Origin of the sequence: Micromonospora sicca (genome assembly GCF_003172935.1) — a bacterium.
Classification (GTDB): domain Bacteria; phylum Actinomycetota; class Actinomycetes; order Mycobacteriales; family Micromonosporaceae; genus Micromonospora; species Micromonospora sicca.
This window is the reverse complement of the sequence record NZ_QGKS01000319.1, coordinates 1-24,484: the sequence shown is the minus strand read 5'-3', so window position 1 is coordinate 24,484 and position 24,484 is coordinate 1. Positions and strand designations below refer to the sequence as shown.

At 73.6% G+C, this 24,484-nt stretch carries 22 protein-coding genes; 13 read left to right on the top strand and 9 right to left on the bottom strand.

Annotation, left to right across the window (positions count from 1 at the left end; all coding sequences use genetic code 11):
- Nucleotides 1–354 precede the first annotated feature (354 nt).
- The 3 genes from DKT69_RS26620 (at nt 355) to DKT69_RS26610 (ending at nt 2,668) form a co-directional block, all read left to right on the top strand.
- On the top strand, nt 355–963 hold the full coding sequence (locus DKT69_RS26620) for a DedA family protein (RefSeq protein WP_109804244.1): 609 nt from the start codon (nt 355–357) through the stop codon (nt 961–963).
- A 116-nt stretch (nt 964–1,079) separates the two neighbouring features.
- Nucleotides 1,080–1,832 (top strand): DUF998 domain-containing protein, encoded by a 753-nt coding sequence (locus DKT69_RS26615; RefSeq protein WP_109804243.1) that lies wholly within the window; start codon nt 1,080–1,082, stop codon nt 1,830–1,832.
- The gene (locus DKT69_RS26610) at nt 1,832–2,668 is read left to right on the top strand and encodes an SDR family oxidoreductase (protein ID WP_109804254.1); all 837 of its coding nucleotides are present in this window, start codon (nt 1,832–1,834) and stop codon (nt 2,666–2,668) included. Before DKT69_RS26615 ends, DKT69_RS26610 begins: the two co-directional genes overlap by 1 nt.
- A gap of 8 nt (nt 2,669–2,676) precedes the next feature.
- On the opposite strand, the gene DKT69_RS26605 is transcribed toward DKT69_RS26610, so the two are convergent.
- A complete protein-coding gene (locus DKT69_RS26605; protein WP_109804242.1) occupies nt 2,677–4,080 on the bottom strand; it encodes an NAD(P)H-quinone dehydrogenase in 1,404 nt (467 codons plus the stop codon).
- A gap of 106 nt (nt 4,081–4,186) precedes the next feature.
- On the opposite strand from DKT69_RS26605, the gene DKT69_RS26600 reads away from it, so the two are divergent.
- A complete protein-coding gene (locus tag DKT69_RS26600) occupies nt 4,187–4,642 on the top strand; it encodes a gamma-glutamylcyclotransferase (protein ID WP_109804241.1) in 456 nt (151 codons plus the stop codon).
- A 91-nt stretch (nt 4,643–4,733) separates the two neighbouring features.
- On the opposite strand, the gene DKT69_RS26595 is transcribed toward DKT69_RS26600, so the two are convergent.
- From DKT69_RS26595 to DKT69_RS26580, 4 genes are all read right to left on the bottom strand, one after another.
- A complete protein-coding gene (locus tag DKT69_RS26595) occupies nt 4,734–5,693 on the bottom strand; it encodes a GNAT family N-acetyltransferase (RefSeq protein ID WP_109804240.1) in 960 nt (319 codons plus the stop codon).
- 96 nt (nt 5,694–5,789) lie between these two features.
- Entirely contained in the window at nt 5,790–6,542 is a 753-nt protein-coding gene (locus DKT69_RS26590; RefSeq protein WP_109804239.1) for an SCO6745 family protein, read from the bottom strand.
- A gap of 61 nt (nt 6,543–6,603) precedes the next feature.
- Nucleotides 6,604–7,542, bottom strand: coding sequence for a hypothetical protein (locus tag DKT69_RS26585; RefSeq protein WP_109804238.1), 939 nt, complete (start codon nt 7,540–7,542; stop codon nt 6,604–6,606).
- A gap of 3 nt (nt 7,543–7,545) precedes the next feature.
- Nucleotides 7,546–8,175 carry an MBL fold metallo-hydrolase gene (locus DKT69_RS26580; protein WP_109804237.1) on the bottom strand — a complete coding sequence of 210 codons (630 nt, stop codon included), beginning with the start codon at nt 8,173–8,175 and terminating at the stop codon, nt 7,546–7,548.
- A 117-nt stretch (nt 8,176–8,292) separates the two neighbouring features.
- On the opposite strand from DKT69_RS26580, the gene DKT69_RS26575 reads away from it, so the two are divergent.
- Nucleotides 8,293–9,255: a DUF4349 domain-containing protein gene (locus DKT69_RS26575; protein WP_109804236.1), complete on the top strand. Its 963-nt coding sequence runs from the start codon at nt 8,293–8,295 to the stop codon at nt 9,253–9,255.
- Here the strand turns inward: DKT69_RS26575 and DKT69_RS26570 are convergent.
- Together DKT69_RS26570 and DKT69_RS26565 are read right to left on the bottom strand one after the other, a co-directional pair.
- Entirely contained in the window at nt 9,212–10,471 is a 1,260-nt protein-coding gene (locus tag DKT69_RS26570; protein ID WP_109804235.1) for an amidohydrolase, read from the bottom strand. The genes DKT69_RS26575 and DKT69_RS26570 overlap by 44 nt on opposite strands.
- Before the next feature lie 625 nt (nt 10,472–11,096).
- Nucleotides 11,097–12,680 (bottom strand): acyl-CoA mutase large subunit family protein, encoded by a 1,584-nt coding sequence (locus tag DKT69_RS26565; protein WP_109804234.1) that lies wholly within the window; start codon nt 12,678–12,680, stop codon nt 11,097–11,099.
- A 205-nt stretch (nt 12,681–12,885) separates the two neighbouring features.
- On the opposite strand from DKT69_RS26565, the gene DKT69_RS26560 reads away from it, so the two are divergent.
- Both DKT69_RS26560 and DKT69_RS26555 read left to right on the top strand, forming a co-directional pair.
- Nucleotides 12,886–14,931 carry a serine/threonine-protein kinase gene (locus DKT69_RS26560; protein ID WP_109804233.1) on the top strand — a complete coding sequence of 682 codons (2,046 nt, stop codon included), beginning with the start codon at nt 12,886–12,888 and terminating at the stop codon, nt 14,929–14,931.
- A gap of 49 nt (nt 14,932–14,980) precedes the next feature.
- On the top strand, nt 14,981–16,705 hold the full coding sequence (locus DKT69_RS26555) for a phospho-sugar mutase (RefSeq protein ID WP_109804232.1): 1,725 nt from the start codon (nt 14,981–14,983) through the stop codon (nt 16,703–16,705).
- 100 nt (nt 16,706–16,805) lie between these two features.
- On the opposite strand, the gene DKT69_RS26550 is transcribed toward DKT69_RS26555, so the two are convergent.
- Together DKT69_RS26550 and upp are read right to left on the bottom strand one after the other, a co-directional pair.
- The gene (locus tag DKT69_RS26550; protein ID WP_109804231.1) at nt 16,806–17,483 is read right to left on the bottom strand and encodes a GOLPH3/VPS74 family protein; all 678 of its coding nucleotides are present in this window, start codon (nt 17,481–17,483) and stop codon (nt 16,806–16,808) included.
- Nucleotides 17,484–17,581: 98 nt separating this feature from the next.
- Complete coding sequence (upp, locus tag DKT69_RS26545) at nt 17,582–18,214, bottom strand: uracil phosphoribosyltransferase (protein WP_109804230.1); 633 nt, start codon at nt 18,212–18,214, stop codon at nt 17,582–17,584.
- Between the two features lie 137 nt (nt 18,215–18,351).
- Between upp and deoC the strand changes: the two genes are divergently transcribed.
- The 6 genes from deoC to DKT69_RS26515 form a co-directional block, all read left to right on the top strand.
- On the top strand, nt 18,352–19,311 hold the full coding sequence (gene deoC, locus DKT69_RS26540) for a deoxyribose-phosphate aldolase (RefSeq protein ID WP_109804229.1): 960 nt from the start codon (nt 18,352–18,354) through the stop codon (nt 19,309–19,311).
- A gap of 5 nt (nt 19,312–19,316) precedes the next feature.
- Nucleotides 19,317–20,747 carry an aldehyde dehydrogenase family protein gene (locus DKT69_RS26535; RefSeq protein WP_109804253.1) on the top strand — a complete coding sequence of 477 codons (1,431 nt, stop codon included), beginning with the start codon at nt 19,317–19,319 and terminating at the stop codon, nt 20,745–20,747.
- Nucleotides 20,740–21,564 (top strand): aldehyde dehydrogenase family protein, encoded by an 825-nt coding sequence (locus DKT69_RS26530; RefSeq protein ID WP_109804228.1) that lies wholly within the window; start codon nt 20,740–20,742, stop codon nt 21,562–21,564. The genes DKT69_RS26535 and DKT69_RS26530 overlap by 8 nt, the downstream gene beginning before the upstream one ends.
- A gap of 216 nt (nt 21,565–21,780) precedes the next feature.
- On the top strand, nt 21,781–22,212 hold the full coding sequence (locus tag DKT69_RS26525; RefSeq protein WP_109804227.1) for a BlaI/MecI/CopY family transcriptional regulator: 432 nt from the start codon (nt 21,781–21,783) through the stop codon (nt 22,210–22,212).
- A 10-nt stretch (nt 22,213–22,222) separates the two neighbouring features.
- Nucleotides 22,223–23,128: a M56 family metallopeptidase gene (locus DKT69_RS26520; RefSeq protein ID WP_109804226.1), complete on the top strand. Its 906-nt coding sequence runs from the start codon at nt 22,223–22,225 to the stop codon at nt 23,126–23,128.
- Between the two features lie 157 nt (nt 23,129–23,285).
- Nucleotides 23,286–24,484: cytochrome ubiquinol oxidase subunit I (locus DKT69_RS26515; protein ID WP_109804225.1), on the top strand; the 1,199-nt coding region annotated here is incomplete at its 3' end.

The window sequence follows — 24,484 nt, the reverse complement described above, 5'->3', positions numbered from 1 at the left end:
TCGTCGAGGGCGCGGGCACCCGGGGAGAAGACGGCACGGGCGACCGGAGAAAGGGGGCGGGTCGCCGGCACGGGACCTGCCGGCGACCCGCGGCGGCCCGGTCGTCAGGAACGGGGGACCCGACGTCCGTGGAGCCGCGCGCCGACAACGGTACGCCGACGACGGCGGATCCGCCGCCCGCCGCCGCGCCGCGCGCCACGCCGACGGCCCGTCACACCGGACGGCGCCGGGTCGTTGTCACTCAGTGGCCCTGCCGTGTCAGCAGTCACCACCGGCCAGGGCCCCGCCAGGTGACGCCGGACACGCCGTCAGGCTCGGTGCAGGCAATCGGGGGAAACCGGCGAGGTGGCAGTCGTGCCCGAACTCATCACTGACGTCGCGTCGCCGACGTGGGCGTACCTCGCGCTGCTGGCGCTGCTCGTCGCCGACGCCTTCATACCGGTCATCCCGACCCAGGCCGTCATGATCACCAGCGGTGCGCTGACCGTCTACGGCGGACTGAGCCTGCCGCTCACCATCGCCGTCGGCGCGCTCGGCGTCTTCGCCGGCGACCTGGCCTGCTACCTGATCGGGCGGGGCGCCCCGGACCGCCGGGCGGCCCGGCACGCCATGCCGGGCCGGGCCCGCCGGATGGCCGGCCGGGTCACCCGGGGGCTGCGCGAACCGGGGCCGCTGGTGATCCTGCTCTGCCGGTTCGTGCCGGGTGGCCGGATGGCGGCCTGCTTCTCCGCCGGGCGCAGCCGCTACCCGTACCGACTCTTCCTGCTCTACGAGGCCGCCGCGGCGGCCGGCTGGGCGACGTACGGGACGCTGGTCGGGCATCTGGGCGGCACCGCGCTGACCCAGTCGGCCTGGCGGCTGGCGCTGATCGGCGGCGCGGCGGCGATCGGGTTCGCCGGCGCGGGCTGGGCGATGACCGCGATCAGCGCCCGCAACACCCGCCCCGAGGTCCCGGTCGACTGACCCGTCCGCCCCGCGCACCGGGCGCGGTCGTCGGCCACCTCTAGGGGTGGTCCCGGGGATCGATGTCGGTGGCGGTCCCGGATCCGCTTCGGGTGCCCACGGCGACAGGCTGAGGCATGCCTGGAACCCGGACCCGCGGACTGCTCGCCCTCGGCGGGATCGCCCTGGCGGCGGTGCTCGCCCTGATCGGACACCTCGAGGTGAACGACGACCTCAACCCGTGGTCGCTGACCGTCAGCGACTTCGCCGTCTCCGACCGGGGCGGCGTCATCGACGTGGCGATGGCGGTGCTCGCCGCGGCCACCGCCGTCCTGATCCCGGTCCGCCGCGTCCCCGGCCGGCGGCGTCGGGCGAGGCGGACGGACGGAACGACGGAGGCCGCCGGGCCGGAGGGCGTGGGATCCGGCCCGCTGGTGGCGGTCCTGCTCGGGGCGTGGACCGCCGGGCTGCTGGTCTCCGCGCTGGTGCCGACCAACGAGCCCGGCCTGCCCATGGACGCCGCCGCCTACCTGCACCGGTACGCCTCGGTGGTCGCCTTCCTCGCGCTGCCGCCGGCCGGCTGGCTGCTCGCGCGGCGCCTGGACGGACGCGGCGCCGCCTGGCTGCGGGGGCTCGCCCTGACCAGCCTGGCCCTGGCCGGCGCCATGGTCTGGTCCGCCTACCCGGGCGACCGGGTGCTGATCGGCCTCGCCGAACGGCTGCTCATCCTCGCCGAGGTCGGCGTGCTCGCCGTGGTCGCGGTGACCCTGATCGGCCGACCCGCCGTCCACGCGACGCGGCCGGCCCGTGCTGTTGACCTCAACACCGCTTCAACTCCTAACGTGTGGCCCCGGGGGTCGACGGCGGCCCGGTGCGGCGAGGAGGCGTGATGATCCTGGAGACGGGGGCGACCGGCACGGTCGGCCGGGAGGTGGTGTCGCTGCTGGTGGCCCGCGGCGAGCGGGTCCGGGCGGTGAGCCGGACCCCGGCGACGGCCGGCCTGCCCGCCGGGGTCGAGGTGGTGGCCGGGGACCTCGCCGAGCCGGCGTCGCTCGCGCCCCACCTGGCCGGCGTCGACGCGGTCTTCCTGATCTGGCCCTTCACCGACCCGGCGGTGGCCCGGAAGCACGCATCCGAGGTGACCTGCCTGATCGCCGCGACAGCGACCCGGATCGTGTACCTCTCCGCGCCGGGCGCGGCCGACCAGCCGGAGTCGTTCTGGGCCGTCGTGGAGCGGGCCGTCGAGGCGTCCGGCGCGGAGTGGACCTTCCTCCGCCCGGTCGGCTTCGCCGCCAACACCCTGATGTGGGCCGGCCAGATCCGGGCCGGCGACGTCGTGCGCTGGCCGTACGGGGCGGCCGCCCGGTCCCTGGTCCACGAGCGCGACCTCGCCGAGGTCGCCGTCGCGGCGCTGACCTCGGCCGGCCACAGCGGCGCGCGGCATCTGCTCAGCGGGCCGGCGACCCTGACCCAGGAGGAGCAGGTCCGCGCCATCGGCCGGGCCGTCGGCCGGGACCTGCGCTGGTCGGAGATGCCGCTCGGGGAGGCCCGGCAGATGCTGGCCGCCGCCTTCGGCGATCCCGACTTCGCCGAGATCGCCCTGCGCGGCTGGGCCGCCTTCGTCGACCACCCCGAACAGGTCACCGACACCGTCGAGCGGATCACCGGGCACCCCGCCCGCCCGTACGCGGACTGGGCCGCCGACCACGCCGACGCCTTCCGCTGACCCGGGGACTACTCCAGTTCGTGGAGCATCAGCTGGCGGGCGGCCTCGGTGATGGAGCCGGAGAGGCTCGGGTAGATGGTGATGGTCTGGGCCAGCTCGTTGACCGTGAGGTTGTTCTCCACCGCCATGGTGATCGGCAGGATCAACTCACTGGCCTTGGGGGCCACCACCACGCCGCCGATCACCTGACCGCTGGCCGGGCGGCAGAAGAGCTTGACGAAGCCGTCGGCCAGGTCGGCCATCTTCGCCCGGGCGTTGCCGGAGAGCGGCAGCATCACCTGGCGGGCCGGGATCTTGCCGGCGTCCACCTCGTCCTGCGAGACGCCGACGGTGGCCAGCTCCGGGTCGGTGAAGACGTTCGCCGCGACGGTACGCAGCCGCAGCGGCCGGACCGCCTCACCGAGCGCGTGCCACATCGCGATCCGGCCCTGCATGGCGGCGACGCTGGCCAGCGGCAGCACCCCGGTGCAGTCACCGGCGGCGTAGACGCCGGGCACGTTGGTCCGGGACACCCGGTCGACGGTGACGTAGCCACCCCGGGCCAGCTCCACGCCGTACTCGGCGAGGCCCAGGTTGGCGGTGTTCGGGATCGAGCCGACGGCGATCAGCGCGTGCGTGCCGTGCACCTTGCGGCCGTCGGAGAGCTCGACCTCGACCCCGTCAGAGGTGCGGCGGACCGCGTCCGCGCGGGAGTTGTTGAGGATGCTCATGCCCCGGTTGCGGAACACCCGCTCGATGGCCGACGCGGCATCGGCGTCCTCGTGCGGCATCACCCGGTCCCGGCTGGAGACCAGGGTGACCTCGACGCCCATGGCCAGGTACGCGCTGGCGAACTCGGCCCCGGTCACGCCGGAACCGACCACGATCAGGTGCTCGGGCAGGTCGGGCAGGTCGTACACCTGGCGCCAGGTCAGGATGCGCTCGCCGTCCGGGACGGCGGTGGGGAGCTGGCGGGGCGTGGCGCCGGTGGCGATCAGCACGGTGGAGGCGGCGATCGAATACTCCTCGGCGCCGTCGGCCGGGGTCACCACCACCCGGTGGGTGTGGCCGAGGGTGTCCTCGCCGAGCCGGGCGGTCCCCGCGACGAACTCCACCCCGGCCTTGATCAGCTTGGTGTGGATGTCGGCCGACTGGGCCAGCGCGAGCCGCTTCACCCGTTCGTGCACCGCGCGGGCGTCGACGGTGACCGCCTCCAGCCCGTCGGAGTGCACCCCGAACTCCTCGGTGTCCCGGTAGCCGGTCACCACCTCTGAGCTGGCGATGAAGGTCTTCGACGGGACGCAGTCGGAGAGCACGCAGGCGCCGCCGGCCCCCTCCGCCTCCACCACGGTGACATCGGCGTCGAGCTGGGCGGCGACCAGCGCCGCCTCGTACCCGGCCGGCCCCCCGCCGATGATCACGATCTGGCTCACAGCGCTCGCCCCTCGTCAGTGCTCACAGTGACTTTCTTCTCCCCAACGCGCTCGACACGCACCGTCGTATTCTCCCCCACCCGCCGGCCGGGCTATCGTCATCGCCGTGCGTCATTACGCCGCTTACGGCTCAAACCTGGACCCCGCCCGGATGCGTGCCTACTGCCCGCATTCGCCGATGGTGGGCATCGGCTGGCTGGAGGGCTGGCGGCTCACCTTCGCCGGCGAGGACGTCATCGGCTGGGAGGGCTCGGTCAGCACCGTCGTCGAGTCCCCGGGTGACCGGGTCTTCGTGGCGCTCTACGACATCCACCCGTACGACGCGGCGCAGCTCGACGAGCTCGAGGGCGTGACCGCCGGGACGTACCGCAAGCTCACCGTCCGCGTCTCGACGCTGGACGGGGACGTGACCGCCTGGGTCTACGTCTTCGACGGGTACGAGGGCGGCCTGCCGACGTCGTGGTACCTGTCGGAGATCGCGAACGCGGCCGAGAAGGCGGGCGCGCCGGACGACTACGTCACCGAGCTGCGGTCCCGCCCCACCGGCACCGCGTCGGCGTAGCGCGTATCGCACGCTCCCAGTCTGCTCCCGTGCCCGGTCGGGCCGCCCGTCGACCCCTGACCGGGTCGCCAATGCCACACCCGGGCGCCGGTCAGCCGGCGGCCTTGACCTCCAGCTGGTACATGTCGACCGCGCGTACCTCGCGCAGCCCGACCGACCGGTAGAGGGACAGCGGGGCGGTCGGGTTCGCCAGGTCCACCCCGAGGCCGGCGGTGGCCCGCCCCTTGGCGGCGTACCGGGCGAAGGCGTGCTGGAGCAGGGCGGCGCCCACCCCCCGGCGCCGATGCTCGGGCAGCACGGCGAGGTTCTTGACGAAGCCCTCGTTCTGGTCGACGCCCTGCGGGGAGGACTGGAGGACGCCGGCCGGTTCGCCGTCCACCTCGGCGACGAACCACTCGTCCCAGTCGGTGGCGTCGCCGAGGCTCGCCCGCCAGACGTGGTAGCTCCGCGGCTCGTAGTCGGGGCTGTCGCGGAACGCGGTGTCGTAGATCCGGTGGAACGTCCGCAGCTCCGCCTCGTCGTCGGGGCGTACCGGCCGGACGGTGACGCCGGCCGGGGGCGCGGGCGGCCCGGCGGGCAGGTCGGCCAGTGACCGGCTCATCCGCACGTACCGCTTGCCGAGGGTGAACCCGGCGTCGAGCAGGGTCCGCCGCCACTCCTGCTCCGGCTCGTACACCGCGCACCGGACGGTGAGCGCCGGCAGCCCACGCTCGACGGCCCGCTCGGCGACCCGGGCCAGCTGCCGGTCCAGCAGCGGAGCTCGCAGCTCGCGACCGCGCTCGGGGTCGACGTACACCTCGACGAACTCGCGCCCCACGTCGGTCGGGTTGTCCACGATCGCCCAGGCGACGACCCCGCCCTCCGGGTCCAGGCCCAGCCACGAGTCCGCGGCCGGGTCGACGTACGGCGCGGTCAGGCACTCCGCCACGTCCTCGGCGGAGAAGTCCGGATATCCGATGGCGAACGTGTCGGCGGCGTGCACCACCTTCAGGATCGCCGGTACGTCGTCCAGGGTGGGTCGGCGGGCCGTCCAGCCGGCGGGGAGCGTCACGCCGCGATCCTGGCAGGCCGACCGCCGACCGCGCCGCCCATTTTTGGCCCAGGGCCGGCGGACCACGGCCCCGTACGTCCGCACGGCCGGCACCCGTCAGGCGGCCGGGACGCGCCGGCCCAGGTGCAGCCGGGTGGCGGTGAGCAGGTCGAGCAGCTCGGCCCCCTCGCCCGGGCCGAGCCCCCGGAACGCCGACGAGGCCAGCCGGTCGGTCACCGCCTCGGCCCAGAGCCGCCGCCGGACCAGCGGCCCCACCGGCGGGTACGGCGGCGGCCAGCCGCAGGCGGCGGCGCCCGCCTCGCCCTCCGGCCCGGCCAGGACCGCCTCCAGCGGGGTCATCCCGGCGGCCCGGACGGCGAGCAGGTACGCCCCGGCGAAGTGCTCACGGAGCAGGAGCAGCCCGACGGCCGTCCGGGCGCCGGGCGACCGGTCCGGCACCGGCATGGCCCGCCAGGCGGCGAAGAGCGGCATCCCGCTGGCGTCCGCCGCGTCGACGATCCGTTCCAGCAGCCCGACCAGCCGGGCCGTCCCCGGCGCCTCGCCGAGATGCTGGGCGCCCCAGCGGCAGCACTCGGCCAGGTTCGCCGCGGCGATCTCCACCGGCCGGACGGTACGGGCCGCGGCGTCCCAGCCGTCGGCGACCGCGTCGGGGGCGATGAAGCCGAGGGCGGCGGCGACCGTCTCGGCGCGTACGTCGCCGAGCGCGCCGGCCCGGCCGGTGATGTAGAACGCCCAGCCGGAGATGCCGAGCAGGCGGGCCCGGCGCAGGGTCCCCGGGCAGCGGCTGAACGCCTCCCCGAGTTCCAGCACCAGCGGCTTGCTGGCGGCGGCGACCTGCTCGGGGGTCATCCGCCGGACACCGCAGCGGGAAGCGCGGACACCGTCCGTCCACCGTGGTCATCCATCCCGGTCAGTCTGCCTGCTGACCGCCGCCGGTGGCATCCCCCTCTTCGGCGTCCAGCGCCTCCACCGCGGCCTCGACCTCACCGGCGCGCCGGCGGGCCGCGGTGACCGCCCGCTCGGCGGCGCGGCGGGCCAGCTTGGCCCGGCTCAGCTCCTGCTCGGCGACGGCCCGCCGGCGCTCCAGCTCGGCGAGTTCGGCCTCGATCCGGTCCAGCTCCACCGCGCCGTCCTGGGCGGACCGCTCCGCGCCGGCCAGCTCCGCCTCGGCGCGTTCCTGGTCGGTCCGGGCCCGGGCCAGCTCCCGGTCCAGCTCCCGGCGGCGTTTCGCCCGCTCGGCCCGGGCGGCCCGGTCCGCCGCCCGTTCGTCGCGCGTCCGCCGGGTCTCGGCCCGCTCGGCCGCCCGGTCCGGTACTGCGGGTTCCTCCGCGCCCCCGGTGACCAGCCGCAGCTGGGGGCGGGGCACCTCGCCGAAGCCGGCGTAGCTGGTGGCCCGGAGCAGCCGACCGGAGCGGATCTGCTCGGCCACCTCGGCGTCGGAGAGCGCCGCGTTGAGGGTCGCCTCGACCTCGCCCAGCGGCAGCTTCCCGGCCGGCGGGGCCTCCCCGGTCTCGGCGGCCAGCCGGCGTACCTCGGCGACCAGGGCGCCGACCACGGCCCGGCGCTGCGCGGACAGCTCGCGGAGCTTGGCGCCGCGCAGGTCGCGCTGGGCGGCACGGAGCGCGTCGGCGAGCTGCGCCAGGTCGGCGACCAGCTCGGGCCGGCGGATGGCCAGCAGGTTCACCAGCCAGGCCGCCACGGTGGGCCGGCGCAGCCGGGCGATCTCCCGGGCGGCGGCCTGGTCGCCGGCTCGGCGCGCCTCGGCGACGGCGGCGTCCCGGGCGGCGACGAACCGGTCGGGTGGCGTGGCGTAGAGCTGCTCAACCAGCTCGCGGGAGGGGGCGGCCACGGGTCAGGCGTCGAACCGGGTGCCCGGCTCGAGCCGCTGGTACTCGGTGTTCGACAGCGCGGTGTACTGCCGGTCGAGCACGGCGAACCCGTTGCTGTTGAGCAGACCGTCGTGCAGGGCGTACGCGCGGCGCGGGGCGACCGCCCGGATGAAGTCGACCACCTCGGCGAACTTCGACCAGGGCGCGTGGATGGGCGCGAAGAGGGTGTCCACCTGGACCTCCTCGGGGACGTCCAGGGAGTCTCCCGGGTGGTAGACCACGTCGTTGATCAGGTAACCCAGGTTCTCGATCACTGGGATGTCCGGGTGGATGACGGCGTGCTTTCCGCCGTACGCACGGACCGCCACCCCGGCGGCGGTGAACGACTCCCCCGGCGCGACCACGGTCAGCGCCTCGGCCGCGTCACCGAGGACGCCGGCGAGCGAGGCCGGACCGTTGACGGTGAACGGGCGACGCTCCAGCGCCCGGGCGAGCGTCTCCGGATTCACATGGTCCGGATGCTGGTGGGTGATCAGCACCGCGTCCGCCCCGTCCAACGCCTCGGGCTCGGTGAACACCCCGGGGTCGACGACGAGCACTCCCCCGTCGTGCTCCACCCGGACACAGGAGTGGGCGTACTTGGTGACCTGCATCGTGACTCCTCGATTATCGAATCGTGACGTCCTGAGCGCAGTCTGCCGGAACCGGCGCGGTGTCGCGTCGCGTCCGACGTATCGCCCCGGGACGGGGCCACGAGGATCGGAGCGGGGATGAGCGTACGGACAGGACGCCGCGGCGGCGTACCGCTGGCGGCGGTGGGACTGGTCGCGGTGCTGGTCGCGGGGGGTTGCGGCGCGGGCGGCGCGGAGCGTGACAGCACCTCCGCCCAGGCGCCGGCCGGCGGCGCGGCGGCCGACCGCGGCCAGGCGGCACCCGGCGAGGCCGGCGCGAGCCCGCCCGACCTGCGGGTCGACCAGCGGTCGATCATCTACACCGGAACGATGCAGGTGCAGGTGGACGACGTGGAACGGGCCGCTCGGGAGGCGATCGCCGCGGTGACCGAGGCGGGCGGGTTCGTCGGCGGCGACCAGCGGCGCAGCGAGTCGGCGGACGCGCGCGCCGAGTTGGAGCTGCGGGTGCCGGCGGCGAAGTTCACAGCGGTCGTGGACGAGCTGGCGAAGCTGGGCCGGCAGCAGCGGCGCGAGGTGCACACCCAGGACGTCACCGAGGAGGTGGTCGACCTGGACGCCCGGATCACCAGCCAGCGGGCCCGGGTGGAGAGCGCCCGCAAGCTGCTGGACCGGGCCACCTCGACGGGCGAGCTGGTGAACCTGGAGAACGAGCTGGGCCGGCGGGAGGCCGACCTCGCCTCGTTGGAGGCGAAGAAGCGCCGGCTGGCCGACCTGACCGCGCTGTCCACCATCACGGTGACCTTCGTCGGGAAGGACGCCTCCACCGAGGAGGAGCAGACCGAGATCGGGTTCCTGGTCGGGCTGCGGGGTGGCTGGGAGGTCTTCGTCGCCTCGGTGACCGTGCTGCTCACCGTGCTCGGCGCGCTGCTGCCGTGGTTGGTGGCGTTCGGCGTACCGGTGACGCTGCTGATCCGGGTGCTGCGCCGCCGACGCCGGCGGACGCCACCGGCCGGGCCGACGCCGCCGCTCGGGCCGCCGGCCGGTCAGCCGGTTGGTCCTACCGCGCCGCTGCCAGTGCCCGCAACGCGGTCTGCACTATGAGGCGTACCCCGACCGGGATGGCGCGCTCGTCCGGATCGAACGAGGCCCGGTGCAGGTCCACGTTGGGACCGGACCGGCCGACGCCGAGGCGGGCGAGCGCGCCCGGCACGTGCTCCAGGTACCAGGAGAAGTCCTCGCCGCCCATGCTCTGCGGGGTCTCCGCGATCCCCTCGGGGCCGAGGGCGGCGGCGGTCGCGGCGGTCAGCACGCCGATGGCGCGGGCGTCGTTGCTGACCGGCGGGCGGCCACGGAGGTATTCCAGGTCGACGGTCGCACCGGTGGGCGCCATGACGTCCTGGACCACCTGAGCCACGATCTTCGGGGCCTGCTCCCAGGTGTCGCGGTCCATCACCCGCAGGGTGCCGGCGGCGCAGGCCTCGGACGGGATGACGTTGTAACGGGTGCCGGCCGAGGCGTGGCCGAACACCAGCAGCAGCCCGCTGTTGGCCGGCACCCGGCGGCTGACCAGGGTGGGCACCTCGGTGACCAGCCGGCCGAGCGCGTCGACCAGGTCGACGGTGAGGTGCGGGCGGGCGGTGTGCCCACCCGGCCCGGTGAGCCGGACGGTGACGTTGTCGGCCGCCGCGGTGATCGGGCCGACCCGCAGGCCGACCTTGCCCACCGGCAGGTTCGGGTCGCAGTGCACGGCGAAGATCTGCACCACGTCGTCGAGGCCGCCGGCCTCGATGACCTCCAGCGAACCGCAGGGCAGGATCTCCTCGGCCGGCTGGAAGATCAGCCGGACCCGGCCGTTGAGCTGGCCCAGGTCGGCGAGCTGGGCCAGCAGCATGCCGACGCCGAGCATCACCGAGGTGTGCACGTCGTGCCCGCAGGCGTGGCAGACGCCGTCCACCGTGGACCGGTACGGCACGTCCTTCGCGTCGGTCAGCGGCAGCGCGTCGATGTCGGCGCGGAGCGCGATCACCGGGCCGTCCGGCCGCCCGTCGATGTCGCAGATGACGCCGTTGCCCTTGGGCAGCAGTCGCGGGTGCAGCCCGGCCAGGGAGAGTTCCCGGGCGATCAGTGCGGCCGTCTCGAACTCCTCGCCGGACAGCTCCGGGTAGGAGTGGATGTGACGGCGGGTGGCGATGAGGCCGGGTACCCGGAGGGCGAGCAGATGGTCGAGCTCGAAGGGCAGGGGCTGGGACCCGGATGGCGCCTCCGGCCAGGACGACGCCAGCTGGCCCGCGGTGGGCAGCGTCAACGCACTCGTCACGTCGAATTCTCGATCACTAGAGATGGATGGATCATCGGGGAGAACAGCAGACAGCCTAGACCTCCGACGGTGACGCTGGGCAACATCTTTCCCGTAGCGATCGGACCGCACAGAGTCACGAATGCCCTGGTGAGAGGGGTCGAATATCTGCGGGACAGCAGGTAGATCGCGGTCGAACGCCGTCATCTGCCCCCCACCTCCTACAACGCGTAACCGTTTCGGCGGTCACGAAAACCCAGGCTGCCGTTCCGAATTGTCGCATTAGTCGCGACAATTAACTGCCGCTCTGACCATCAAACGACAACTCTCGGCGGCCGGACGACTCCCGACGGTGACATGACCGGCCGTTCCGCGACCGCACAGGCTGTCCGTCCCGATCACCCGACCGGGTTACCCGCATTCCCGATCCGCACACTCGCGGGCGGCCGGCCTCACTGCCGCAGGCCGGCCGAACGGGCCGGGCGCCGTCGCCCGGGAGGTCCGCGCCGCGCCTCCGCTCCGCCGAAGTACGGGGAGAACACCGACTGTAGCGCCGCCCGACGACCGGCGGCGACGCCCGTTTTCGCAGCTCGGAAGCGCGGACGGCGGCCCGCGCCGGTGCCGGGGCGGCCGCCATTGACGAAGGTCAGAACCGGTCGCTCGGCCGGTACGTCCCCCAGACCGCGCGCAGCGTGCCGCAGACCTCGCCCACCGTGGCGCGGGCCCGCAGCGCCTCCTTCATCGGGTAGAGCACGTTCGCGGCGCCCTCGGCGGCCGCGCGCAGCTCCGCGAGCGCCCGCTCGACTGCGTCGTTGTCCCGCTCCGCCCGCAGCTTCGCCAGCCGCTCCGCCTGGGCGGCCTCGATCGTCGGGTCCACCCGCAGCGGCTCGTACGGCTCCTCCTCGTCGATGGCGAAGCGGTTGAGGCCCACCACCACCCGCTCACCGGAGTCGATCTCCTGGGCGATCCGGTACGCCGACTGCTCGATCTCCCGCTTCTGGAAGCCGGCCTCGATGGCGTCCACCGCCGAGCCGTGGTCGGCCACCCGCTCCATCAGCTCGGTCGCGGCCGCCTCGATCTCCGCGGTCATCGCCTCCACCACGTACGACCCGGCGAACGGGTCCACGGTGGCGGTCAGGTCCGTCTCGTACGCCAGCACCTGCTGCGTCCGCAGCGCCAGCCGGGCCGCCTTCTCGGTGGGCAGCGCGATCGCCTCGTCGAAGCTGTTGGTGTGCAGCGACTGGGTGCCGCCGAGCACCGCGCCGAGCCCCTGGATGGCCACCCGGACCAGGTTGACCTCCGGCTGCTGGGCGGTGAGCTGGACGCCCGCGGTCTGCGTGTGGAAGCGCAGCATCATCGACTTCGGGTCCTTCGCGCCGAACTCGTCGCGCATCAGCCGGGCCCAGATCCGCCGGGCGGCGCGGAACTTGGCGACCTCCTCGATCAGGGTGGTCCGGGCGACGAAGAAGAACGACAGCCGGGGCGCGAAGTCGTCCACGGCCAGCCCGGCCGCCAGCGCGGCGCGGACGTACTCCACGCCGTTGGCCAGGGTGAACGCGATCTCCTGCGCGGGCGTCGCGCCGGCCTCCGCCATGTGGTAGCCGGAAATCGAGATGGTGTTCCACTTCGGCACCTCCTTGCGGCAGTACGCGAAGGTGTCGGCGACCAGCCGCAGCGAGGGCTTCGGCGGGAAGATGTACGTCCCCCGGGCGATGTACTCCTTGAGGATGTCGTTCTGGATGGTGCCGTTCAGCGCGCCCCCGGCGACCCCGTTCTCCTGGGCCATGAGCTGGTACAGCAGGAGCAGCACCGAGCCGGGCGCGTTGATGGTCATCGAGGTGGAGACCTTGTCCAGCGGGATGCCGTCGAAGAGCAGCCGCATGTCCTCGATGGAGTCGATGGCCACCCCGACCTTGCCCACCTCGCCGTGCGCGATCGGGTCGTCGGAGTCGTACCCCATCTGGGTGGGCAGGTCGAAGGCGACGGAGAGGCCCATGGTGCCGGCCCGCAACAACTGGTGGTAACGCGCGTTGGACTCGGTGGCGGTGCCGAAGCCGGCGTACTGCCGCATCGTCCACGGGCGGGAGGTGTACATAGTCGGGTAGACCCCGCGGGTGTACGGGAACTCGCCCGGGGCGCCCAGTCGGTCCGCCAGCTCCCCGGGGAGGTCGGCCGTCGTGTAGACGCCCTTGATGGGGAAACCGGACTCGCTTGACCGCCGTTCGCTCATTACCGGATGGTAGGACGCGACCGGACGTCGGTGGGTGAGGGATACCGCACACCACGTCGAAGAGGATCGACGAGAGGTGAGTACCTGACCACATACGGTCGAATAGGTAAACGTCCGCCGCGTCGGGTTTCGCATCGGCCGTCGGAACCAGCAAGATAGGGGGGTTGTGTCCCAGCCCCCCTCGATATCCCCCGGTGGCTTTTCTGTGACTCAGATCCCGACGTGGAGCGGCGGACCAGTCAGTCCTCCCAACGGACGCGCGGCACCCGGCACCACCATCGGTGGCCGCTACTCGCTGCGGTCCCCGGTGGGCAACGGCGGCATGGGCACGGTCTGGCGCGCCACAGACACGCTGCTGCGCCGCGACGTGGCGGTCAAGGAAGTCGTCCTCCCGCCCGGGCTCGCCCCGAGCGACCGCGACGCGATGTACGAGCGGACCCTGCGCGAGGCCCGCGCCGCCGCCGCGATCCAGCACCCCGCCGTGGTCCAGGTGTACGACGTGGTCACCGAGGGTGGCCGCCCGTGGATCGTGATGGAGCTGCTGGACGCCCGCAGCCTCGCCGACATGGTCATCGAGGACGGCCCGGTGGCGCCCCGCGCCGTCGCCAAGATCGGCATCGCCCTGCTCGGCGCGCTGGAGGTGGCGCACGCGATCGGCGTGCTGCACCGCGACGTCAAGCCGGCCAACGTGCTGATCTGCAACGACGGTCGGTGCGTGCTGACCGACTTCGGGGTGGCCCGGATGCCCACCGACGTGCAGCTCACCACGCCCGGCATGGTGCTCGGCTCGCCGCACTTCATCTCGCCGGAACGGGCGATGGGCCAGGAGTTCGGGCCGCCGAGCGACCTCTTCTCGCTGGGCGTCACGCTCTACACCGCGGTGGAGGGGCGTCCGCCGTTCGACAAGGGCGACCCCATCGAGACGATGCACGCCGTGGTCGAGGACCCGCCGGCCACCCCGCAGCGCAGCGGTCCGTTGACCCGGGTGCTGATGGGGCTGCTGGAGAAGGACCCGGCCCGCCGGCTGGACGTGCACACCGCCCGGGCGATGCTGCGCGAGCTGCTCGCCGGCCCGCTGACCAGCACCGCGACCGCGGTCAACTCGGTCACCGACCCGTACGCGGTGGTGCCGGTGCAGCGGCCGTCCGCGCCGCCGCCCCCGGCGGCGCCGGAGCCGAAGCCGAGTGGCCAGATCGGCGGCCGGGCGATGATCGGTCCCAGCGAGTCCCTCACCGACCGGCTCGCCGCGCTGCGCCGGGGCGAACGGTCCGGGGCGGCGGCCGCCGCGGGCGGCGCCGGGCTCGACGAGACCAGCGCCGACGCACTGGCCGGCCCACTGCACACCCCGACCGGAGCGATGGCCACGCCGGGACGGGCGGGCACCGCGTACGGCGCGTCGGAGGCCACCCAGCGGATCGGCCACCAGGCGGCGCCGGAGGCCACCCAGCGGATCGGCACCGGCCACCCGGACGCCACCCAGCCGGTGTACGGCCGCGCCGCCGAGGCCACCCAGCCGGTGTACGGCGGCGGCCAGTGGTCGGTGCCGGGCACCGGGCAGCCGTGGGCCGGGCCGGCCAACGGTTCCGGCGGGTCCGCCGCGGGTGGCGCGCTGGGCACGCTGAAGGGCGCCGGCGACAAGGTGGTCGGCACCGTCAAGGGCTGGCCGCGCAAGGTGCAGCTCGCCGCGGCCGGCGGGCTGGCGGTGCTGCTGCTGATCGGCGTGGTCGTGCTGTTCGGCGGCGACGACGAGCCGAACCGGCAGATCGTGACGTCGCTGCCGACCGCGACGGCGCCGGCCGGGCCGGGCGTGGAGATGCAGGAGCACTCGGCCAAGGGCGTCAGCGTCCAGGTGCCGAAGGGCTGGGACCGGAAGACCGGCGGGGTATTCGTCGACTACGTCGACCCACAGGTCAGCGGGCGCAAGGTGCGGATCCTCGCCGAGCAGTGGAGCGGCACCTCGGTCAGCTGGGCGGAGTTCGCCTCGCGGAACCTCCGGGACAAGAGCAAGTCCTGCGCGAAGCCGTACCAGCAGCTCGCGATGTCGGAGCCGACGCTCGCCGGCGGGGCGGCGGCCGAGTTCGAGTACACCTGCGGGGACGGTGCGACCAAGCGGCACGGGGTGTGGCGCGGCGTGGTGAAGGACGGCAAGGTCTACTCGTTCTACCTGACCGCCAACGAGGCCGAATTCGCCGCGAGCCGGCCGATCTTCGACGCGATGGCGCGGTCCTTCCAGCTCACCGGGGCCAACTGAGTCGAGGCCGAGGGCCAGTGGTGATCCGCCGCCGTGCTATCAAGAGGCAATGGCGGCGGAAACCACTGACCTTGACGAACTTCGCGAGCAGGCCCGACGGTGGCTCGACGACGACCCCGACCCGACCAGCCGGGACGAGCTGCGGGGGGTGCTCGACGGGCTGCCGGCCAGCGGGCCGGACCTGGCCGACCGGTTCGCCGGGCCGCTGACCTTCGGCACCGCAGGCCTGCGTGGCCCGCTGCGCGCCGGCCCGAACGGGATGAACCTCGCGGTGGTCACCCAGGCCGCCGCCGGGCTGGTCGGCTGGCTCGCCGCCCAGGGCGGGACGGGTCCGCTGGTGATCGGGTACGACGCCCGGCACGGTTCCCGGGCCTTCGCCGAGCGCACCGCCCAGGTGGCCACCGGGGCGGGACGTCCGGCGCTGCTGCTGCCCCGACCGCTGCCCACGCCGGTGCTCGCGTACGCGGTGCGGCAGCTCGGCGCGGTGGCCGGGGTGATGGTCACCGCGAGCCACAACCCGCCGCAGGACAACGGCTACAAGGTCTACCTGGGCGCCCAGCTCGGCGGGGAGCTCGGGGCGGGCGCGCAGATCGTCCCGCCGGCCGACGCCGGCATCGAGGCGGCGATCCGGGCGGTGGGCCCGCTGGCGCAGGTGGCGCTCGGCCCGGCCGGCGAGGTGCTCGGCGACGACCTTGTCGCGTCGTACGTGGCGCGGGCCGCCGGGGTGATCGACCCGGACGGCCCCCGGGACCTGAAGGTGGCATACACGCCGCTGCACGGGGTGGGCGGGTCGGTGCTGACCGCCGCCTTCGCCCGCGCCGGCTTCCCGGTGCCCGGGGTGGTGCCCGAGCAGGCCGAGCCGGACCCGACCTTCCCGACCGTGAGCTTCCCCAACCCGGAGGAGCCGGGCGCGGTGGACCGGCTGGTCGCGCTGGCCGAGTCGACGGGCGCCGACATCGCCATCGCCAACGACCCGGACGCGGACCGCTGCGCGGTGGTCGTCTGCGGCGAAGTGGGTTCGGCGAGCGAGCGGCGTGAGCTCGCGAGCCTCGCCGGCGGGAGCGAGGACCGGCGCAGCTGGCGGATGCTGCGGGGGGACGAGGTGGGCGTGCTGCTCGCCGACCACCTGATGCGCCGGGGCGTGACCGGCCTGTACGCCACCACCATCGTCTCCTCGTCGCTGCTGCGGGCGATGTGCGCGGCCCGCGGCCTGCCGTACGACGAGACGTTGACCGGGTTCAAGTGGATCGTCCGGGCCGGTGGCGGGTCCGCGCCGCTGGTCTTCGGGTACGAGGAGGCGCTCGGCTACTGCGTGGCGCCGGAGCACGTGCGGGACAAGGACGGCATCACCGCCGCGCTGACCGTCGCCGATTTGGCCGCCGGGCTGAAGGCGCAGGGCCGTACGCTCACCGACCGGCTCGACGAGCTGGCCGCCGAGTTCGGCGTCCACCACACCGACCAGCTCTCGGTGCGGGTCGATGACCTGCGGGTGATCGCCCGGACGATGGAACGGATCCGGGCCGACACCCCGACGACCCTGCTCGGTCACCCGGTCATCGAGTCGACGGACCTGCTTCCGGCGGCCGACGTGGTGATCCTGCGGACCGACGCGGCCCGGGTGGTGATCCGCCCCTCCGGCACCGAACCGAAGCTCAAGGCGTACCTGGAGGTGGTGGCGCCGGTCGTGGACGGCAACGTTCCCGCGGCCCGGCAGCGCGCGGTCGCCGCGGTCTCGGCGCTCCGCGCCGAAATCGCCGCCGCCCTCGGCCTCTGACCCGCCCGAAAGAGGTGATCAAGAGGTTTGCGTCCCGGAGAGCGGCTCCGGAGACGCAGACCTCTTGCTCAACAAGGGCGGGGCGCGGGGCCGGGCGGGGTCAGGCGCGCTTGCCGAGGGCGGCGTCGACGGCCTGGCCGAGGGCGGCGACCACCAGGCCGACGGAGGGGCGGACCACCGAGTCGTCCAGGCTGACGTTGCCGGAGAAGCCGGCGCCGCCGGTGATCTCCTCCAGCCGGCGCCGGGCGTCCCGGGCGTCGTCGCCGGTCAACCCCAGCGCCGGCTCCATCCGCAGCACGGCGACCAGGGTGGCCAGCGCGGCGGTCCGCTCGTCGGGGAGTTCGCCGCTGGTCAGCGCCTCGGCCAGCCGGCGGCGGATGTCCGCCTCCACGGAGGCGTCGGCGACCGGGTAGCGGTGCACGTGGATGAAGCCCAGCTCGGTCTCGTCGACGTCGCGCACGACACCCTGGCGGCACAGGTCGCCGAGGATCCGGTCGCGCAGGCCGTGCCGCAGTCGCTGCACCCACGACGACGGGGTGTGCGGGGTGTCGGCGGCGATCCGGGCCAGCACCTCGTCGGCGACCGGCTCGCCGGTGGGCGCCGGGTCGGTCACCGCCAGGGAGCCCTCGGCGTACGCGATCCGGCCGGCCAGGGCCAGCTCGATCAGCACCGCGGCGGCCATCCCGAGGTCCAGGCTGATCCGCGGCATGGTCGCCTTGCCGGTTTCGTCGTCATAGGCGAGGAGCAGCAGCTCTTCGGCGAGCGCAACACCAGTCATGGCCCGAGACGCTAGCGGTTGTCCGCACCCCCCCGCGCGGCAACTCGCCCGGTCGACCCGTCCGGCCCGCCGGGTCACCGGCGGGCCGACCGGTGGCGTCAGAAGCGGGGCATGCCGCCGAACTGGCGGTCGCCGGCGTCGCCGAGGCCCGGGACGATGAACATCCGGTCGTTCAGGCCCTCGTCGATCGAGGCGGTGACCAGGCGCAGCGGCAGGCCGGACTGCTCCAGCCGGGCGATGCCGACCGGCGCGGCCAGTACGCAGAGCACGGTGATGTCGGTGCAGCCGCGGTCGGCCAGCAGCCGGCAGCCGTGCTCCAGCGAACCGCCGGTGGCCAGCATCGGGTCGAGCACCAGCACCGGCAGGCCGGTCAGGTCGCGGGGCAGCGACTCCATGTACGCGCGCGGCTCGTACGTCCGCTCGTCGCGGGCCAGCCCGACGAAGCCCATCGAGGACTCCGGCAGCAGGGCGAGTGCGGCGTCGGCCATGCCGAGACCGGCCCGCAGCACCGGCACCAGCAGCGGCGGGTTGGCCAGCCGGGTCCCCTCGGCGCCGGTGACCGGGGTCTGGATCTGGTACTTCTCGACCGGGAAGGAGCGCGCGGCCTCGTACACCAGCATGGTGGTGAGTTCGTGCAGCGCGGCCCGGAACGACGACGAGTCGGTCCGGGCGTCCCGCATGGCGGTCAGCCGCGACTGGGCGAGCGGGTGGTCAATGACGTGTACGTCCACGATCGCTCAACCTACCGGTCCGCCGGTGCCGGCACTGCGGGTGCGGGGGTGACCAGCGACGCCGCTCACGTATGGCGCCCCCGACCAGGCGACCGTGACCAAGATCACTCACCCCGCGGATGCGTAGTATTCGAGACATGACGGCGACAGCGACGTCGGCCCGGTCGGACCTCTCCGAGCTGGGACGATCCGAGACCGCTCTGCGGACCTTCCTGCACGGCCTGCCCGGCGTGGACCAGGTCGGCGCGGAGCAGCGGGCGGCACAGCTCGGCACCCGCTCCATCAAGACCACCGCCAAGGCCCAGGCCATCGACCTGGCGATCCGGATGGTCGACCTGACCACCCTCGAGGGCGCGGACACCCCCGGCAAGGTGCGGGCGCTCGCCGCCAAGGCGGTGCGCCCCGACCCGGCGGACCCGAGCTGTCCGCACGTCGGCGCGGTCTGCGTCTACCCCTCGATGGTCCCGTACGTGGCCGAGGTGCTGCGCGGCACCGGCGTGCACCTGGCCAGCGTGGCGACCGCGTTCCCGTCCGGCCAGGCGCCGCTGGAGATCAAGCTGGCGGACGTCCGGGCGGCCGTCGAGGCCGGCGCCGACGAGATCGACATGGTGATCAACCGGAGCGCGTTCCTGGCCGGGCGCTACAAGGAGGTCTACGACGAGATCGTGGCCACCAAGTCCGCCTGCGGGGACGCCCACCTCAAGGTGATCCTGGAGACCGGCGAGCTGGCCACGTACGACAACGTGCGGCGGGCCTCCTGGCTGGCCATGCTGGCCGGCGGCGACTTCATCAAGACCTCCACCGGCAAGGTCCCGGTCGCGGCGACGCTGCCGGTGAGCCTGGTGATGCTGGAGGCGGTCCGCGACTTCCGCGCCGCCACCGGCCGGCAGGTCGGCGTGAAGCCGGCCGGCGGCATCAAGACCACCAAGGACGCGATCAAGTACCTGGTCATGGTCAACGAGACCGTCGGCGCGGACTGGCTGGACCCGGACTGGTTCCGGTTCGGCGCGTCCAGCCTGCTGAACGACCTGCTCATGCAGCGCACCAAGCTGACGACCGGCGTCTACTCCGGTCCCGACTACTTCACCCTGGACTGAGAGTGATGTTCGAATACGCGCCCGCCCCCGAGTCCCGCTCGGTGGTGGATATCAAGCCCTCGTACGGGCTGTTCATCGACGGGAAGTTCGTCGACCCGACCGACGGCGGCAGCTTCAAGTCGATCAACCCGGCCTCAGAGGAGGTCCTCGCCGAGGTCGCCGAGGCCGGCGGGCAGGACGTGGACCGCGCGGTCCGCGCCGCCCGGACGGCGTACGACAAGGTCTGGGGTCCGATGCCGGGCCGCGACCGGGCGAAGTACCTGTACCGGATCGCCCGGATCATTCAGGAGCGCTCCCGCGAGCTGGCCGTGCTGGAGTCGCTGGACAACGGCAAGCCGATCAAGGAGTCCCGCGACGTCGACGTGCCGCTGGTCGGCGCGCACTTCTTCTACTACGCCGGCTGGGCCGACAAGCTGGAGCACGCCGGCTTCGGCGCGAACCCGCGGCCGCTCGGCGTGGCCGCCCAGGTCATCCCGTGGAACTTCCCGCTGCTGATGCTGGCCTGGAAGATCGCCCCGGCGCTGGCCGCCGGCAACACGGTGGTGCTGAAGCCGGCCGAGACCACGCCGCTGACCGCGCTGCTCTTCGCCGAGATCTGCCAGCAGGCCGACCTGCCGGCCGGCGTGGTCAACATCGTCACCGGCGCCGGCGACACCGGCCGGGCGCTGGTCGAGCACCCGGGCGTGGACAAGGTGGCCTTCACCGGCTCCACCGAGGTCGGCCGGGCCATCGCCCGCTCCGTCGCCGGCACCCGCAAGAAGCTCACCCTGGAACTGGGCGGCAAGGCGGCCAACATCGTCTTCGACGACGCCCCGATCGACCAGGCGGTCGAGGGGATCGTCAACGGCATCTTCTTCAACCAGGGGCACGTCTGCTGCGCGGGCTCCCGGCTGCTGATCCAGGAGAACGTGGCCGACCGGGTGCTGGAGTCGCTCAAGCGGCGGATGGCCCAGCTCCGGGTCGGCGACCCGCTGGACAAGAACACCGACATCGGCGCGATCAACTCGGCCGCCCAGCTGGCGCGGATCAAGGAGCTCTCCGACGCCGGCTCCGCCGAGGGCGCCGAGCGCTGGTCGCCGCCGTGCGAGCTGCCCGACCGGGGCTTCTGGTTCGCGCCGACCATCTTCACCGGGGTCACCCAGGCGCACCGGATCGCCCGCGAGGAGATCTTCGGCCCGGTGCTGTCGGTGCTCACCTTCCGCACCCCGGCCGAGGCCGTCGAGAAGGCCAACAACACGCCGTACGGGCTGTCGGCCGGCATCTGGACCGACAAGGGCTCCCGGATCCTCTGGACGGCCGACCGGCTCCGCGCCGGCGTCGTCTGGGCCAACACGTTCAACAAGTTCGACCCCACCTCGCCGTTCGGCGGCTACAAGGAGTCGGGCTACGGTCGCGAGGGCGGCCGGCACGGGCTGGAGGGCTACCTCAATGTCTGAGCGGGTCGCGGTACGCAAGACGTACAAGCTCTTCATCGGCGGGAAGTTCCCCCGCAGCGAGTCGGGACGGTCGTACATCGTGCAGGACGCCAACGTCGCCCTCTCCTCCCGCAAGGACGCGCGGGACGCCGTGGTCGCCGCCCGCGCCGCCGTGAAGGGCTGGGCCGGGGCGACCGCGTACAACCGGGGTCAGATCCTCTACCGGGTCGCCGAGATGCTGGAGGGCCGCCGCGAGCAGTTCGTCGCCCTCGGCGTGCCGGCCGACGAGGTCGACGCGGCGATCGACCGCTGGGTCTGGTACGCCGGCTGGTCCGACAAGCTCGCCCAGGTGTACGGCGGCGCGAACCCGGTCGCCGGGCCGTACTTCAACCTGTCGGCGCCCGAGCCGACCGGCGTGGTGGCCGTGGTGGCCCCCGAGGCGCCGGCGCTGCTCGGCCTGGTCAGCGTGATCGCCCCGGCCATCGTCACCGGCAACACCGTGGTGGTGGCGGCCTCGCCGGCGCAGCCGCTCGCGGCGGTGACCCTGGCCGAGGTGCTGGCCACCTCCGACCTGCCCGGCGGCGTGGTCAACATCCTCACCGGCCGCCTGTCGGAGACCGTGCCGACGCTGGCCGGGCACATGGACGTCAACGCCATCGACCTGACCGGGGTGGCCGACGCCGAACTCGCGGCCGACCTGGAGGTCAAGGCGGCGCAGAACCTCAAGCGGGTGCTCCGGCCGGCCCCGGTCGACCACGACTGGTTCGCCGACCCGGGGATCGCCCGGATGACCACGCTGCTGGAGACGAAGACGGTCTGGCACCCGAAGGGGGTGTGATGGTCGGTCCCGGCCGGGGTTTCGGGGGGAGGCCGCCCGCTCCGGGCGGTCAGGCTTGATCCCTCCGCGGGCGGGCTCCCCCCGAAACCCTCGCTGTGCCGGGTCCGCCCGGTTGTTCGATCTTGCTGGCCGGTGCCCGACGTCGGGTCACCGGCCAGCGGTGCCTCGGGCCACAGCCCTTCCCGCACGCTCTACTACGGGGGGTAGGATTGCGGCGTGACTCGGTTGGGCGATCTTGAGCGTGCGGTGATGGACGTGTTGTGGGACTCGGTGCCCGGCACGTCCGACGGGGTGACCGTGCGGGAGGTCGCGGATGCGCTGGACGGGCGTGAGCTGGCGTACACGACGGTGATGACGGTGCTCGACCGGCTCGCCGGCAAGGGCATGGTGCAGCGCGAGCGGGAGGGGCGGGCCTGGCGCTACCGGGCCGCCGCCAGCCGCGAGGCGCACATCGCCCAGCTCATGCTCGACGCGCTGGACCTCGGCGGCAGCCGGGACGCCGCGCTGGTGCGCTTCGCCCGCTCGGTCACCGGCACCGAGGCCGAGGTGCTCCGCGCGGCGCTGGGCGCCGAGGCCGGGCTGACCGACCGGGTCGAGGACCCGCGGGCCGGCCGGGCGAGGGCCGCCGACGAGGCGACGGACCGGTAGGGCGGCCGCCGTGGCGTACGCCCTGCACTTCGCCGCGACCATCCTGGCCTGCTGGCTGACCGCGCAGGTCCTCGCCGCGGCGACCTGGACATGGCGTGCCCCCCGGGTGGCGATCCTCTGCTGGCAGTCGGTCGGGCTGGCGCTCGGGCTTTCCGCGATGGGCCTGCCGATGGCGGTCGGCCTGGCCGCGTACGGCCGGCCGACCGGCAGCGCGCTGGTCGCCCTCGCCACCGACCTCTCCCACGGCACCCTGCCCGCCGGGCTGGGCGCGGCCCACCTGGGCCTGGTCGGGGTGGGCTTCGGCATCGGCGCGGTGCTGCTCACCACGACCGTCCGCAGCGTCCACGGCGCGGTACGCGCGCAGCGTCGGCACCGGGACCTGCTCACCCTGGTCGCCCGGCGGGACCCCACGGTGCCGGGCGCGCTGGTGCTCGACCACCCGAGCGCCGCCGCGTACTGCCTCCCCGGGGTGAAGCCGCGGGTGGTGGTCAGCGCCGGGACGCTGAGCCTGCTGGACCGGGCCGAGCTCGAGGCGGTGCTGACCCACGAGCGGGCGCACGCGCAGGAGCGGCACGACCTGGTGCTGCTGCCGTTCACCGCGCTCTGCCGGGCGCTGCCCTGGTTCCGCTGGGTGCGCGACGCGCACGAGCGGGTGGCCCTGCTGGTCGAGATGCGCGCCGACGACAAGGCCCGCGAGCTGCACGCCGAGGAGCCCCTAGCCGGGGCGCTGCGCCGGTTCGCCGCGGCCGGTCACCGGGTCACCCCGGCCGGCGCGCTCGGCATGGGCGACCGCGACCTCGACGTACGGGTGCAGCGGCTGCTGGTCGCGGACCGCCCGCCCCGGCTGCTCGGCGCGGCCGCGCTGGCCGTGGCGACGGCCCTGGTCGCCCTGCCGATCTCCCTCTTCCTGAGCTGACCCGGCCCGGCGGACCACCGCCGGCCCGCACGCCCCCCCTGCACGGCACTACTACGGACTGTCGTACATTCTGGTACTACATGTCGTAGTAGTGATAGGTAGATAATCTACGTGTAGGCTCCCTACGACAAGCGAGCCAACTCGGGGGAGATCGAGAATGGACACCCTGCTCCTCGCGCGCCTGCAGTTCGCCACCACCACCTCGATCCACTTCCTCTTCGTGGTGGTCACGCTGGGCCTGGTCACCCTGCTGGTCGGGCTCCAGACCGCCGGCTACCTCACCGGCAACCCGATCTACGAGCGACTGACCCGCTTCTGGGGCCAGCTTTACGTGATCAACTACGTGCTCGGCATCGCCACCGGCATCGTGATGGAGTTCCAGTTCGGGCTGAACTGGAGCGGGCTGTCCCGCTACGTCGGCAACGTCTTCGGCGCGCCGCTCGCCATCGAGACCCTGGTGGCGTTCTTCCTGGAGTCCACCTTCCTCGGCATGTGGATCTTCGGCTGGCACCGGCTGCGCCGGGGCGTCCACCTGGCGCTGCTGTGGGGGGTGGCGCTGACCGCGTACGCCTCGGCGTTCTGGATCATGGTGGCCAACTCCTGGCTCCAGCACCCCGTCGGGTACGAGGTCCGCGACGGGATCGCCCACCTGACCGACTTCGGGGCGCTGCTCACCAACCCCACCCTCGGCTTCGCCTTCGGCCACGTGGTCTCGGCCGGGCTGGTCACCGGCGGCGTGCTGATGGCCGCCGTCAGCGCCTGGCACCTGATCCGGCGTACACCGGACTTCGCCCTGTTCCGCACGTCGCTGCGGCTCGGCGTGCTCACCACGGCGATCTCCGTGGTCTTCCTGATCGGCTTCGGCTTCGCCCAGTTCGGCCCGGTCGGGCGGGTGCAGCCGACGAAGTTCGGCGGCGGCCCGGAGCGGGACGCGCTGGTCACCGAGTGGACGGCACGGTTCGGCCCGGGCGACTACACCCCGCCGGCGCTCTCCAGCGTCGGGCTCGGCTTCATGATCCTGATCGGCTTCACGCTCTTCCTCGGCACGCTGCTGGTGCCCCTGCTCTTCCGGGACTGGATCATCCGGCTGCGCTTCCCGCTCTGGCTGATCCTGCTCGCCCTGCCGCTCCCGTTCGTCGCGGTGCTCCTCGGCTGGATCGCCCGGGAGGTGGGCCGCCAACCCTGGGTCGCGTACGGCCTGCTGCCGACCGGCCAGGCGGTCTCCCCGGTCGGCGCCGGAACGATGCTCACCTCGCTGATCGGCTTCAGCCTGCTGCTCGGCACCCTGGCCCTCACCAACTGGGTGCTGCTCGCCCGGCACGCCGCGGGCGGCGTGCCGGGCGAGCAGCACCCAGT

Excerpts from the sequence above, each read along its gene's own strand:
- DKT69_RS26580 (WP_109804237.1), bottom strand. The coding sequence starts at position 8,175 with ATGCAGGTCACCAAGTACGCCCACTCCTGTGTCCGGGTGGAGCACGAC.
- DKT69_RS26575 (WP_109804236.1), top strand. The coding sequence starts at position 8,293 with ATGAGCGTACGGACAGGACGCCGCGGCGGCGTACCGCTGGCGGCGGTG.
- DKT69_RS26550 (WP_109804231.1), bottom strand. The coding sequence starts at position 17,483 with ATGACTGGTGTTGCGCTCGCCGAAGAGCTGCTGCTCCTCGCCTATGAC.
- DKT69_RS26535 (WP_109804253.1), top strand. The coding sequence starts at position 19,317 with ATGTTCGAATACGCGCCCGCCCCCGAGTCCCGCTCGGTGGTGGATATC.
- deoC (WP_109804229.1), top strand. The coding sequence starts at position 18,352 with ATGACGGCGACAGCGACGTCGGCCCGGTCGGACCTCTCCGAGCTGGGA.
- DKT69_RS26530 (WP_109804228.1), top strand. The coding sequence starts at position 20,740 with ATGTCTGAGCGGGTCGCGGTACGCAAGACGTACAAGCTCTTCATCGGC.
- DKT69_RS26555 (WP_109804232.1), top strand. The coding sequence starts at position 14,981 with ATGGCGGCGGAAACCACTGACCTTGACGAACTTCGCGAGCAGGCCCGA.
- DKT69_RS26590 (WP_109804239.1), bottom strand. The coding sequence starts at position 6,542 with ATGACCCCCGAGCAGGTCGCCGCCGCCAGCAAGCCGCTGGTGCTGGAA.
- DKT69_RS26615 (WP_109804243.1), top strand. The coding sequence starts at position 1,080 with ATGCCTGGAACCCGGACCCGCGGACTGCTCGCCCTCGGCGGGATCGCC.
- DKT69_RS26610 (WP_109804254.1), top strand. The coding sequence starts at position 1,832 with ATGATCCTGGAGACGGGGGCGACCGGCACGGTCGGCCGGGAGGTGGTG.
- DKT69_RS26565 (WP_109804234.1), bottom strand. The coding sequence starts at position 12,680 with ATGAGCGAACGGCGGTCAAGCGAGTCCGGTTTCCCCATCAAGGGCGTC.